Annotated in this window: 11 protein-coding genes and 1 other RNA gene; 5 read left to right on the top strand and 7 right to left on the bottom strand. The window is 61.5% G+C overall.

Translation table 11 applies throughout. From position 1 onward, the window contains the following. The first annotated feature begins 1 nt into the window (after nucleotide 1). Nucleotides 2-835, top strand: a complete 834-nt coding sequence (gene ppgK, locus JFC13_RS05530) for a polyphosphate--glucose phosphotransferase (protein ID WP_198396121.1) — start codon at nucleotides 2-4, stop codon at nucleotides 833-835. 27 nt (nucleotides 836-862) lie between these two features. Here the strand turns inward: ppgK and rnpB are convergent. Then, nucleotides 863-1,230, bottom strand: an RNA gene (gene rnpB, locus JFC13_RS05525) — RNase P RNA component class A. 120 nt (nucleotides 1,231-1,350) lie between these two features. On the opposite strand from rnpB, the gene JFC13_RS05520 reads away from it, so the two are divergent. Then, nucleotides 1,351-2,127: a YaaA family protein gene (locus JFC13_RS05520; protein ID WP_198396120.1), complete on the top strand. Its 777-nt coding sequence runs from the start codon at nucleotides 1,351-1,353 to the stop codon at nucleotides 2,125-2,127. A gap of 44 nt (nucleotides 2,128-2,171) precedes the next feature. Here JFC13_RS05520 and JFC13_RS05515 read toward each other — a convergent pair whose 3' ends face one another. Then, nucleotides 2,172-2,900, bottom strand: coding sequence for a zinc ribbon domain-containing protein (locus JFC13_RS05515; RefSeq protein ID WP_198396119.1), 729 nt, complete (start codon nucleotides 2,898-2,900; stop codon nucleotides 2,172-2,174). A 45-nt stretch (nucleotides 2,901-2,945) separates the two neighbouring features. Then, on the bottom strand, nucleotides 2,946-3,779 hold the full coding sequence (locus JFC13_RS05510) for a Nif3-like dinuclear metal center hexameric protein (protein ID WP_198396118.1): 834 nt from the start codon (nucleotides 3,777-3,779) through the stop codon (nucleotides 2,946-2,948). A 155-nt stretch (nucleotides 3,780-3,934) separates the two neighbouring features. On the opposite strand from JFC13_RS05510, the gene JFC13_RS05505 reads away from it, so the two are divergent. Next, nucleotides 3,935-5,491, top strand: coding sequence for a fatty acyl-CoA synthetase (locus JFC13_RS05505; RefSeq protein WP_198396117.1), 1,557 nt, complete (start codon nucleotides 3,935-3,937; stop codon nucleotides 5,489-5,491). A gap of 97 nt (nucleotides 5,492-5,588) precedes the next feature. Here the strand turns inward: JFC13_RS05505 and bioB are convergent, their stop codons facing one another. After that, nucleotides 5,589-6,644 carry a biotin synthase BioB gene (bioB, locus tag JFC13_RS05500; RefSeq protein WP_198396116.1) on the bottom strand — a complete coding sequence of 352 codons (1,056 nt, stop codon included), beginning with the start codon at nucleotides 6,642-6,644 and terminating at the stop codon, nucleotides 5,589-5,591. Between the two features lie 241 nt (nucleotides 6,645-6,885). Between bioB and JFC13_RS05495 the strand changes: the two genes are divergently transcribed. Both JFC13_RS05495 and JFC13_RS05490 read left to right on the top strand, forming a co-directional pair. After that, a complete protein-coding gene (locus JFC13_RS05495) occupies nucleotides 6,886-8,334 on the top strand; it encodes a uracil-xanthine permease family protein (RefSeq protein WP_232488261.1) in 1,449 nt (482 codons plus the stop codon). A 71-nt stretch (nucleotides 8,335-8,405) separates the two neighbouring features. Further along, entirely contained in the window at nucleotides 8,406-9,164 is a 759-nt protein-coding gene (locus JFC13_RS05490; RefSeq protein ID WP_198396115.1) for a L,D-transpeptidase family protein, read from the top strand. Nucleotides 9,165-9,256: 92 nt separating this feature from the next. Here JFC13_RS05490 and JFC13_RS05485 read toward each other — a convergent pair whose 3' ends face one another. The 3 genes from JFC13_RS05485 to JFC13_RS05475 form a co-directional block, all read right to left on the bottom strand. Next, nucleotides 9,257-9,802, bottom strand: a complete 546-nt coding sequence (locus tag JFC13_RS05485) for a YceI family protein (RefSeq protein ID WP_198396114.1) — start codon at nucleotides 9,800-9,802, stop codon at nucleotides 9,257-9,259. Nucleotides 9,803-10,180: 378 nt separating this feature from the next. Further along, nucleotides 10,181-10,552 (bottom strand): non-heme iron oxygenase ferredoxin subunit, encoded by a 372-nt coding sequence (locus tag JFC13_RS05480; protein ID WP_198396113.1) that lies wholly within the window; start codon nucleotides 10,550-10,552, stop codon nucleotides 10,181-10,183. Nucleotides 10,553-10,597: 45 nt separating this feature from the next. Beyond that, the gene (locus tag JFC13_RS05475) at nucleotides 10,598-10,930 is read right to left on the bottom strand and encodes a cupin domain-containing protein (RefSeq protein ID WP_198396112.1); all 333 of its coding nucleotides are present in this window, start codon (nucleotides 10,928-10,930) and stop codon (nucleotides 10,598-10,600) included. Nucleotides 10,931-11,914: the final 984 nt, after the last annotated feature.

Below are 11,914 nucleotides of genomic sequence, written 5' to 3'. Positions count from 1 at the left end.
CATGACCGACGAACAGCAGGGACGCTTCGCCATCGGAGTCGACGTCGGCGGAACCGGCATCAAGGCCGGCCTCGTCGACACAGAGACGGGAAATCTCGCGTTCAAGCGGGTCCGCGTCCTCACCCCCAAGCCGAGCACTCCCCCAGAGGTCGGTGCGGCGATGGCCGAACTCATCGAGCTCCTCGTCTCCACTGCACTCGAGCTGGGAGTCGTCGATGACCGGTCGGTTCTCGACGCCCTGCCGATCGGCTGCGGCTTCCCCGGCGTCGTCCGTGACGACCATGTGGACTATGCAGCGAACCTCGACCGGACCTGGATCGGATCGAACATCACCCGGATCCTCGCCGAGCACACAGGGCGCCGCTTCTTCATCATGAACGACGCTGATGCCGCGGGACTGGCGGAGATGACCTTCGGCGCTGGGCGCAAGCACCGGAAGAAGACGGTCTTGCTGACTACCCTGGGCACCGGCATCGGTACGGCGCTGTTCACCCAGGGCCGGTTGGTGCCCTACACGGAGCTTGGACATTTCGAGATGAACGGTCGGGACGCTGAGACTCAGGCTGCGGAATCGGTCAAGGTGCGCGAGAACCTGAGCTACGAAGAGTGGGCAGGACGGCTGCAGCAGTACTACTCCCAAGTGGAGCTTCTCGTGGCCCCGGATGTGATCCTCATCGGCGGAGGGATCTCGAAGTCGCACACACAGTTCCTGCACCTGATCCGCACGCGTGCAGAGTTGAAGCCGGCGAAGCTGCTCAACAACGCGGGAATCGTCGGCGCCGCCATATTGGCCGCCAATAACGGTAAAGCCAAAGTGAAGAAGGGCTCTGTCTAGATCTGACGCGGCAGCCGGACGTGAGGTGAGGACAGGCCACCGATACGCCGGGTTCTGTCATCGAGTCGGTTGCCCTTCTCGACGGACGGTCATCTATCTGGGACCGATGTTGCCACCGGCCTCAAGCAATCCACCCGACGACTCGGCGAGCAGCCTCGAACGTCGCCTGTCTGATCTTGCTCCGGATGGGGTTTACCCAGCGGCGCCGGTCACCCGGCACCCTGGTGGTCTCTTACACCACCGTTTCACCCTTACCCAGTCGAAACTGGGCGGTCTGCTCTCTGTTGCACTGGCCCGCGGGTTACCCCGGGTGGGTGTTACCCACCATCCCTGCTCTGTGGAGCCCGGACGTTCCTCAGCCCTCGTGAGAGAGCCGCGACCGTCTGGTGACCTGTCCTCGAGTACAGAAGTCTACCCTCATCGCCGGGACCCTTCATCGCAGCCTCGAGCCAACAGTGATGAAACTAACGTGGACAGCGATTCGAGGACCAGGGGTTGGGACCTACGATGGTGAGGTGAAGATCCTATTGCCGCCCTCAGAAGGTAAGACTCCAGCGAGCTCGGGTTCCGCACTCGACCTCCCAGAGCTTTCGGCACCGGATCTCAACCCGCAGCGCAAGAAGGTCCTGAGTGCCCTGCAGAAGGTCTCCAAACGAAAAGACGCACTGGATCAGCTGGGTGTGGGAGCCTCACTCTCAGCCGACGTCGAACGCAATGTCAATCTCGACACCCTCCCCTGCGCCCCGGCCCTGCAGACGTACTCGGGAGTCCTCTACGAAGCGATGGGCGCCCCGGACCTCGTTGCCGATGCCATGGCCGACGAGACCCTGGCACAACGGTTGCGCAACGTTCACGTGTTCTCAGCACTCTTCGGCCAGGTGAACGGTCTCGATCCGATCCCCGCCTATCGGCTGGCGATGAAGACGGACCTTGGTACCCTCGGAAAGCTGTCGTCGTGGTGGAAGCCGGTCTTGGCCAAATCTTTCACGGTCGACCCCGACGAGGTGATCCTCGACTGCCGCTCCAGCGATTACCGAGCCGCTTGGCCGGGCCCGCATGAGCAGGTCGTGACCCTGGGGGCAGTCAAGGTCAACGGCACCAAACGCAGCGTGGTCTCCCATTGGGCGAAGTACTATCGCGGCGAACTCGTCGGCCGACTGCTCGCAGACGAGCGTGAGCTGCCGACCAGCTCTGCGGATCTGCTCTCACGGGCAGAAGAGTCCTATGAGGTCGAGTTCACCCCACATGCCAAGAGCCGACCGGCGGCGCTGACAATCGTCCTGCGCGACTGAGGCCCTGTAGCTCTCAGAGGTCGGTCACAGTCCGTGGGCCGACCTCAGCCCTTGCGCAGCAGAACCGCTTCGCACTCTTCGCACTCATAGGTCTGATTCGGGTCATCGAGCAGCATGCTCGTCCACGCCATGCCGCTGATCTCCTGGCCACAGGCCTGACAGTTCGGCCCGTTCAGGATCGCGGCCCCGGGCCCGCCCGCAGCGACATTCCGGTCAAACTGTCGAACCAATGTCTCGGGCAGGTCGGCCTTCAGCTTCTGGGCCGAGGCGCTGTTGGCCTCAAGCTCCGCGGCCAACTCCGCTTTGCGGTCCTTGATGGCCGTCTGCATGGTACGGCCGGATGCGATCACCTCCGCGAGGGAGGACTCCACCTTTGAGAGGGCGGCCTCAGCGGATTCGAGTTCCTCCATGGAGCCGAGCTCAGCCTCCTCGAGTTCAGCGACCCGTTCCTCATGGCCGGCGATCTCGCCCTGCAGATTCACGAGATCTCGGCTGGTCAGTCCGGTACCGTCGTTGAGTTCGACCGTCTTCTTCTTGATCTGGCCATTCTGGGTCTCGATGGACGCGGCATGCTCGGCAACCTCGGTACGGAACTTCTCCACCACCTCGGCGGCCTCGCTCTTCTTGGTCTCGAGCTCCTTGTGCTGAGACACGAGGTCTTTCAGCTCCGACGCTTGGGTGGGATTGTCGTGCTCGTGCCGCAGCGCGCGTCCGTGGGCGGCGAGTTCGATGAGTGACTCGAGTTCTGTGCGTTGTTCGGCGGTGATCAGCATTCTGGGTTCCTTGTCATCGAGGCGTCAGGGGCCGTGTGCAGCGAGTCAATAGCGTTCGACCCAGGGATCGGTGTTGACCGCCGAATGCTGCAGTGCGACGCTGAGTCCGCGCTCGGCGAATTCGGTCTCCAGCTGTTCGGCGGCCGCGGTGAGCCAGACGGTCTCCGAAGCCCAATGGGAGACATCGATGAGCTGTGGTCGACCTCCCTGCCTGTTGGCGGTGTCGCGCGCCTCGGTGGCGGGATGGTGGCGAAGGTCAGCGGTGATGTAGACCTCTGCGCCGCTGGCCCTGACCTCGTCGAACAGGGAGTCCCCCGCTCCACCGCAGACGGCGACTCGGGTGACGGCTGCGGCCGGGTCGCCGGCGATGCGCACTCCGGTCGTTGTCCGCGGCAGACGGTTCGAGAGAGTGCGGGCGATATCGCGGACGGGTATCGGCGTGGGAAGGTCTCCGACGCGGCCGATGCCGGTGGTCGATCCCTCTGCATGAGGGACGAGTGGCACTGCGTCCTCGATGCCGAGCAGGGAGATGAGCGCATCTGAGACTCCCCCGCGCGCGGAGTCCGCATTCGTGTGGGCGTTGAACAAGGCAATGTCGTTGCTGATCAGGGTGTGAACGGCGCCGCCCTTCAAGGTTGCAGCGTTGACGGACTTCACGGGTTTGAGCATGAGCGGATGATGGTTGAACACGAGATCGGCACCCAGCACCACCGCCTCGGCGATGACCGCGTCCATGGGGTCGAGCGCGAGCAGGATCGAACGCACCTCGGCATCGGGGTCCCCCACTGCCAGACCCACAGAATCCCAGCTCTCGGCCAGGGCCGTCGGCCACAGTGTTTCGAAGACGTCCACACATTCACTGACCTTCGGGTATCTCATGCCACCACAGTATTACATCCGGACGGTCACGGTCAGACAGATACGCCCGAAGCGATCCTGCGATCGAGGGGGCCAGCGGTCTGAGAATCGTGGGACGCGTCAGAAAAGTGTGCGACGCGGTTCACCTGACGATCGTTCAGCTATAGATTTGGGTCATGACTACGAATGCGACGAATACAGACCACACAGACTCGGCATCGCCCGATCTTCACTTCTCCTCCACCGTCGCCGATATCGTGCGTCGCAGCGCCGAACGCTTCCGCACCGACATTGCCGTCGAGTTCGACGATCGCACGTGGAACTATCGGGATCTTGACACCGCCGTGACCGCCGTTGCACGTGAACTGCTGAGCCTCGGAGCGCGGAAAGGCGATCGGATCGCCGCGTATGGCAAGAACTCCGACCTCTTCCTGCTCCTCTACCTCGGCTGTGCTCGCGCCGGACTGATCCATGTGCCCGTCAACTACCAGCTGAAAAACGAGGAACTGGACTTCATCCTTGAGAATTCTTCAGCGACGATCGTCTTCGCCGACGGCGACCTCCTCGACGCGGTCACCGCAACACCGACCGGGGCCGGTGCTCAGGTCAAGGACTTCTCCACACTCCTCGCGCCCGCGACAGCCACCGGCATCGCACCGGTGGCGACGGGAGAATTCGACGTCGCCGATACAGACGTCGCACAGCTGCTCTACACCTCAGGGACCACCTCGGCGCCGAAGGGCGCGATCATGACACATCGTGGCCTCGTTCACGAATACATGTCGTCACTGATGAGCCTCGACCATTCCGCCTCGGATCGGGTCGTCCATGCACTGCCCCTCTACCACTCGGCACAGATGCACGTCTTCCTGCTGCCGCTGTTGGCGATCGGTGCGCACAACATCATCGTCCCCGCCCCGGTTCCCGAACAGCTTCTGGCCATCTTCGAAGAACGCGAGATCAACTCCTTCTTCGCCGCTCCCACAGTGTGGGTGGCACTGGCCAACAGCCCTGATCTCGACACACGCAATCTCGACAGCCTGCGCAAGGCCTACTACGGCGCCTCGATCATGCCCGGGCCGGTGCTGACGAAGCTTCGCGAACGACTGCCGAAGCTCGGTTTCTACAACTGCTTCGGTCAGTCGGAGCTGGGACCGCTCTGCTCGGTGCTGCGGCCAGAGGAGCATGACGACCACCCCGGCTCGGCCGGACGCCCAGTGCTGTTCGTGGAGACCCGGGTCGTCGACGGTGACGGCAATGATGTTGCGGTCGGTGAGCAGGGTGAGATCCTCTACCGGTCCCCACAGCTGTGCGAAGGCTATTGGAACAGGCCCGAAGCTACAGCCGAGGCCTTCGACAACGGCTGGTTCCATTCAGGTGACCTGGTCAAACGAGATGATGAAGGCTTCATCGAGGTCATCGACCGGGTCAAGGATGTCATCAACACCGGTGGCGTCCTCGTGGCCAGCAGGCAGGTCGAAGATGCGATCTTCGAACTCGCGCAGGTCGCCGAGGTGGCGGTTGTGGGTGTCGCCGATGAGAAGTGGATCGAGGCGGTCACCGCCTTTGTCGTCGTCAAACCTGAGCAAGGTGAGCTCACCGAGGCGGACGTGGTCACCCACGTCAAGAGCCGTCTGGCTGGATTCAAGGTTCCCAAACGCGTCGACTTCGTCGCCGAACTGCCGAAGAATTCGGCAGGCAAGATCCTCAAACGCCAACTCCGCGATATCTGAACGGCAGTTGGGTCAGCATATTCGCGGTAGGAGGCCGACACTGGGATCACGCCCCGGTGGCGGCCTTCCTTCGTTTCGGTCTCCGTCGTCTGCGGCCTCAGGCGTTGGCTGTCTGCTGTGTCCCTGCGCCGCGCCTCCTCAGCGTGGGAGTCGCGGCCATGGTCGGGATGTCCTCTTGCCCGATGACTGTGAAGCCGTTGTCGCGGATGAGTGCGAGGTCCTCCTCGGCGGCCTGTCCCTCTGCAGTGAGATAGTCACCCAGGAAGATGGAGTTCGCGAGGTGCAGAGCCATCGCCTGCAGGGACCGGAGATGGATCTCGCGCCCGCCGGCGAGCCTGATTTCCCTGTCGGGGCAGACGAATCTGGCCATCGCCACGATCTTCACGCATTGAGTCGGCGTCAGGTTCCACTGGCCTTCCATCGGGGTGCCATCGAATGGCACTAGGAAGTTGATCGGGATCGACGCCGAGTCGAGGTCTTTGAGCGCGAACAGGGCCTCGACGATCTGTTCGCTGCTCTCACCCAGTCCGACGATGAGGCCGCTGCAGGGAGAAAGACCCGCCGCCTTCGATTTGGCGATCGTGGCCGTGCGATCGGAATATGTGTGCGAGGTGACGATGGTGTCGTGGAAGGATTCGGCGGTGTTGATGTTGTGGTTGTACGCGTCGACTCCGGCATTGCGCAGTGTCTCTGCCTGTCCGTCTTTGAGCAGGCCCAGGCAGGCACAGACCTCGACCTCGGGATGATCGTCCTTCAACTGGGCCACGATATCGGTGACGCGATCGATGTCCCTGTTGCCGGGTCCCCGGCCACTGGCCACAAGGCACACGCGAGAGGCTCCACCGTCAATTCCGGTGTTGGCCTGTTTCACCGCTTCATCGGTCTTGAGCCACGAATATTTGAGGATCGGTGCCTGGGAGCCGAGCGCCTGAGAGCAATAGCTGCAGTTCTCCGGGCACAGCCCCGATTTGAGATCGACGAGGTAGTTGACCTTGACTGTCATTCCGAAATGCCGGCGTCTGACCCTGGCACCAGCATCGACGAGTGAGACGAGGTCATCGTCGTCGGCGGTGAGCAGTCGAAGCGCCTGTTCTTCGGTGATCGCGTGGCCGTCGAGCACGGAATCGGCAAGGTCGTAGAACCAGCTGGTCATTGGTGGTGCTCCTTCATAGGTGTGGCGCAATGAGCGCATGCAGTCTGCTGCGGGGAGGTCGAGCACGGCTGTATCGGACAATGCCCGGCCACCTCGCCCTGAACAGTGTTCAATAGCGTATCAAACCTGTTGCTTCCCCGCGGCCGCCTCGATGAATGCCGGAGGAGAATAGACTGCTCTCGGTGACGAACGAACGACGACAGGCTGCAAGCCGCCGCAGGGCGGTCGGATGAGGGGACTGATGGTGGAATCGCGCAAATCGGTGAGCGCAGAGAACGACTCGACGGACAGCCGCAAGGGCTGGAAGCTGCATGGGGACGGGAAGACAATTCGTCCCGGTGAGACGGTCCTTCCGGAAGAGCGGCTGAGCTGGCCGAGGACCGTGGGCATCGGAGCACAGCACGTCGTGGCGATGTTCGGAGCGACGTTCCTCGTGCCGCTGCTCACCGGGTTCCCACCCTCGACGACACTGTTCTTCACCGCCATCGGGACGCTGCTCTTCCTACTCATCACGAAGGGCATGATGCCCTCTTATCTGGGGTCGTCCTTCGGACTGCTGGCGCCCATCGGCGCCGTCACCGGGTTCGCGGCCACCTCGGGTGAGGACCTCGACTCCCATGCCATGGCACTGGCACAGGGCGGCATCATCTCCGTGGGCGTGACTCTCGCGCTGGTGGGTATCGTCGTTCACTTCGCCGGAGTGCGGTGGATCGAGGTCACCATGCCGCCAGTGGTCACCGGTGCGATTGTGGCCCTCATCGGACTCAATCTGGCACCCGCCGCCTGGGACTGGGTCAAGGAGGCGCCGCTGACAGCAGTCATCACGATTGTGGCCATTCTGCTCACGACTGTGCTGTTTCGCGGAATGCTCGGACGACTGTCCATCCTCATCGGCGTCCTCGTCGGCTACGGTGCCGCATGGGTGCAGGGACAGATCGACTTCTCGACTGTTGGTCAGGCTGATTGGGTGGGGCTGCCCGAATTCCACGCTCCGGCCTTCGACCTGGGCTATCTGGGACTCTTCCTCCCCGTCGTCTTCGTCCTCATCGCCGAGAACATCGGACACGTGAAATCCGTGTCGGCCATGACCGGGCGTGACCTCGACAAGCTCACCGGCCGAACCCTCTTCGCTGACGGATTCTCGACGATGCTCGCCGGATCCGGCGGAGGATCAGGAACGACGACCTATGCAGAGAACATCGGCGTCATGGCAGCGACCCGGATCTTCTCCACGGCGGCCTACCTCTGCGCCGGCATCATCGCCCTCCTCCTGAGTCTGCTGCCGAAGTTCGGAGAGATCATCGCCACCATTCCCCCAGGCGTCCTCGGCGGGGCGGCAACCGTCCTCTACGGCATGATCGGCATGCTCGGCGTGCGCATCTGGGTGGAGAACAAAGTCGATTTCTCCAACCCCATCAACCTCAACACCGCCGCCGTCGCGCTGATCGTCGCAATCGCGAACTTCACCTGGACTCCCGGCAATCTGCAGTTCGAGGGCATTGCCCTCGGCTCCGCCTCGGCGATAATCATCCACCAGGTGATGCGCGGCATCGCGAAGTGGCGCGGCACCGATCAGGACGACATCGTCAGCACTCGCCCCGAGGTCGACAGCACCGACAGGGACGGCACTGGTCCCGATATCGACACGGATCACGAACTCGAGGAGCGAACACCACCCGGATCACCGTGAGCCCAGTATTCTCGACGGAGACGTAGGCCCTTCCCCCCAATGGTGAGAATCCGACTAAGAGGAGAGGAATCATGAAACCTGCAACTGACCGATCACGTCGAACACGTCGAGGGCTGGTGTCCGGCTTTGCCTGCGCGCTCGTCGCTGGTTCAATGTTCACCGGCACAGCCGCCCAGGCGGCCGGGGGCCTCGGTGCGGGCCTGGTCGACGGCAATGCCGGAGACAGACCATCGCACCTCGGCGAGGAATGTTCGGTGCCCTCAGCCGCAACGGCGGACAAAGTCATCACGGTCAAGGGCACCGGAGGCGCTGATGCCACGGTCTCGGCCTGCGAGGAGTGGGACGGTGAGTATTATTCGGCGCTGAACACCGACGGTCATGTCGGCTCCAACGGCATCGCTGCACCGGGTGAGAAGCGCGAGGGTGACGGCATGACCCCGTCTGGCCTCTTCGGCATGGGCTACGGCTTCGGAGTCGAAGCGGAACCCGAGCAATTCGGCGGATCGAAGTATCTCCAAGTCACGGAGGACGACGTCTGGGTCGACGGCGATGCAACGGTGAACTACAACACAATGCAGAAGAAGTCCGAAGGCTATAACGGTGAGTCGATGTACCAGACCCCGGCGTACAACTACGGACAGGTCATCGACTACAACGAGGCTGGGACACCCGGAATGGGCTCGGCAATCTTCCTCCACGTCAACACCGGCAGCGGCAAGACTGCAGGCTGTGTATCGGTGTCTCAGGAGGATCTGCTGAAGATCCTCGACTGGGAGGATGACGGCCCGGTTGAGATGGCGATCCTAGGTCTGCAGCAAGGACCGCGCTAACGCCGAAGCAGCCGTGGCACACGACTAAGAGGCGGTCAGGGGACACTGCGGGGTGCCCTCTGACCGCCTCTCCCTGCGATCCGTGCTTCTGACTATTCCTTGATCAAGGAGAGCTCGAACTCGAGGGTGATCTTGTCACTGACGAGCAGGCCGCCGGAGTCCAAGGTCGTATTCCACGTCACGCCCCAGTCCTTACGATCGATGCGGCGCTTGCCCTCGAGACCAGCTCTCAGATCACCATTCTGGTCGCGGTCGACTCCCAGCAGCTCGAGGGGAACAGAGACAGGCCGGGTGATATCGCGAATCGTCAGGTCGCCGTTGACGATATAGCTTCCTTCTTCGACCTCATCGACCCCGGTGGACTTGAATGTGATCGTCGGATAGTTCTCGACATCGAAGAAGTCGGCGCTTCGCAGATGAGCATCACGATCGGGGGTCCGGGTGTCAACGCTGTCAACGTCGATCGTGATGGTGATTTCGGCATTCGAGAGGTCCGCAGCGTCGATGACGGCCTTGCCTTCGACGGTGTTGAAAGCACCACGGATACGGGTGACCATCGCGTGACGGCTCGAGAATCCGAGGCGAGTATGTGCGGGGTCGATGACCCATGTTCCGGTCAGCTGTTCGTCTGATGACATAGTCGTGCTCCTTTGGCCGAGCTGAGATCGTGGGATCCCGATGCCGAGAGCCCAAGACAGTACTGTGAGAGTACTGGTGTGCATATGAGTTCAGCGTATATGTTGCGGAGCTGGACTGTCATGTTGACGAGACAATTAACCTTGGGCATTGCGGGCTAGAGGGACATAGAATCTTTCTGCGCCGCAGGTGAGGAGCCTGACCCATGAATTCTAGGGTCGCAATTATCACATTAGCACCTCTGAAAACAGGGGTTTGGGGAGGAATTGTGGGCAGATCACCCCTTGCTCTGTGCCCGAAGATCTCGCAGGCTGCAATCAGCCCTTCCCGAACGACTGACACCCGGAGGGACAATTGAGGGGAGGGTGCGCGTTAAGGAGTCAGTCGTCCGAGGTGGGCAGACGAACCTGGATTTCGTTGTCAGTCATGCGAACGGGATAGACGGCGACCGGCTCGGTGGCTGGCGGGCCCGTGGGGACTCCGGTGTCCAGGTCGAACCGGGAGCCGTGCAGCCAGCACTCGACGTAGCCGGCCTCAATGTCACCTTCGGATAGAAGCACCTGACCGTGAGTGCATTCGTCGCGAATGGCATGGATTCTGCCCAGACTACGAATAAGGCAGACCTCATGTCGACCGATGTCGAGGTGGATCGCAGACTCGTCGTCAAGAGTTCGTGCCTCGTCGATTCTCACCCAACCCGAATTGTATTCGCCGTCGGTTGGTGATTCTGTGTGGTGGTCCTCAGCAGGCATGCTGCCTTTCCGTCACAATGTCATGGATTGGCGTTGAGGACTGGTTCATGGCCGCTTCGCCACCGTCAGGACCACCACTGAGTCTTCGACTGCTTCCAGCGCGTGCGGGGCGTCAGGAATGAACATGAGGTCGCCGGGCGAACCGTTCCAGCGGGTCTTGTCCGCAATGAGGGTCACTCGTCCATGGAGCACTTGCAGGGTGGCTTCGCCGGGATTCTCATGCTCGTTGAGCTCAGTGCCCGCGCGCAATGCAATCATGGTTTGCCGAAGGATATGCTCGTGGCCGCCGTAGACAGTACGGGCGCTGCGCCCACTCGACGCGCCTTTGGCGGTCTCCAGTTGGTGACGCATCAACGCCGTCAAAGATATTTTCTGCACGTACCCCTCTTTCATTCTCGATGGATTGTCGCTGGCCGTCTCCCCAAATCAGTTCTCTGCCTCAAGATGGCTGCTGGTGGGCACAATTCGTGCACGAGGAGGAGTGATATGCGCCATCTTTTCAAGCTACCAGAATGGTTGGCTCCCAGGATCGCGGCCTGCAGCGGTCTCGCCAGCATCGCGCCGGTGATCCGTTGTCGGGGCTGCGACCCGGGCAAAGAGATTCCCGGAACATGACACAATCCACTCGATGAGTCGTGTCCACCTCGCCATTTGCTCCCCGGAATCTGTTGGGTCCGCCGAGGAGACTGCCGAGTTCTGCCGCCAGACCGTTGACCATCTCGCGAATTATGAGATCAGCTGTACCCTCAAGAGATCAGCTGTATCCTCAACTGGCATGGCCACGATGATCTCTTCCTCCTGCATACCGTCGAGCGCGGTTCGGCAAGGATGGTGTGGCGCCTGCTACTGACACGACGCAGTGTCACTCGTCCAAGCCCATCTACAGGCGAGATAGCTAGCTGTTGGCCCGCACGGAGATGGGTGGTCCGGAAATGAGCTCGTCGATCGCATCGAACTCAGCCAGCTGTCGGTCTTAGAATACATCCTCTGATTCCTCCAAATAGGAGATAGCCACGGCCAGAGAGACGTTGTTGACGTGTCGCATAACCTTGCCGCCAACGCCTGCCGCCCATTCAATTGAGAGATCTCATCCCACACAATCTGGCCCAAACCCTGTAAGCATGCAGGAGCGCCTGAACAGGGCTACCCCCGCGAGATCGTAGTCGACGATCTCTGCCTTGTACGCCTCGACCAGGCGGACGAAGGGTCTCCGAGTGCATATTCTTCGCACGAGTCCTGTATTCCACCGGCAGGCTTGGACTCTAGCATGTGCGGCAGATCACGAAATGAGTTTGCCATCCTTTCACCATTCACCTAGCATTTTGCGATAAGGAAATATACTTTCACATCTTGGAAGTATTC

The sequence above is a fragment of the Brevibacterium antiquum genome, from assembly GCF_016107655.1.
Classification (GTDB): domain Bacteria; phylum Actinomycetota; class Actinomycetes; order Actinomycetales; family Brevibacteriaceae; genus Brevibacterium; species Brevibacterium antiquum.
Note: the sequence above shows the minus strand (reverse complement) of the source record. Positions and strands in the feature narration are given on the sequence as shown.

What these genes read in the sequence shown, in the direction of transcription:
- ppgK (WP_198396121.1), top strand. Translation starts at nt 2, where the DNA reads ATGACCGACGAACAGCAGGGACGCTTCGCCATCGGAGTCGACGTCGGC.
- JFC13_RS05515 (WP_198396119.1), bottom strand. Translation starts at nt 2,900, where the DNA reads ATGCTGATCACCGCCGAACAACGCACAGAACTCGAGTCACTCATCGAA.
- JFC13_RS05510 (WP_198396118.1), bottom strand. Translation starts at nt 3,779, where the DNA reads ATGAGATACCCGAAGGTCAGTGAATGTGTGGACGTCTTCGAAACACTG.
- JFC13_RS05505 (WP_198396117.1), top strand. Translation starts at nt 3,935, where the DNA reads ATGACTACGAATGCGACGAATACAGACCACACAGACTCGGCATCGCCC.
- bioB (WP_198396116.1), bottom strand. Translation starts at nt 6,644, where the DNA reads ATGACCAGCTGGTTCTACGACCTTGCCGATTCCGTGCTCGACGGCCAC.
- JFC13_RS05495 (WP_232488261.1), top strand. Translation starts at nt 6,886, where the DNA reads ATGGTGGAATCGCGCAAATCGGTGAGCGCAGAGAACGACTCGACGGAC.
- JFC13_RS05490 (WP_198396115.1), top strand. Translation starts at nt 8,406, where the DNA reads ATGAAACCTGCAACTGACCGATCACGTCGAACACGTCGAGGGCTGGTG.
- JFC13_RS05485 (WP_198396114.1), bottom strand. Translation starts at nt 9,802, where the DNA reads ATGTCATCAGACGAACAGCTGACCGGAACATGGGTCATCGACCCCGCA.
- JFC13_RS05480 (WP_198396113.1), bottom strand. Translation starts at nt 10,552, where the DNA reads ATGCCTGCTGAGGACCACCACACAGAATCACCAACCGACGGCGAATAC.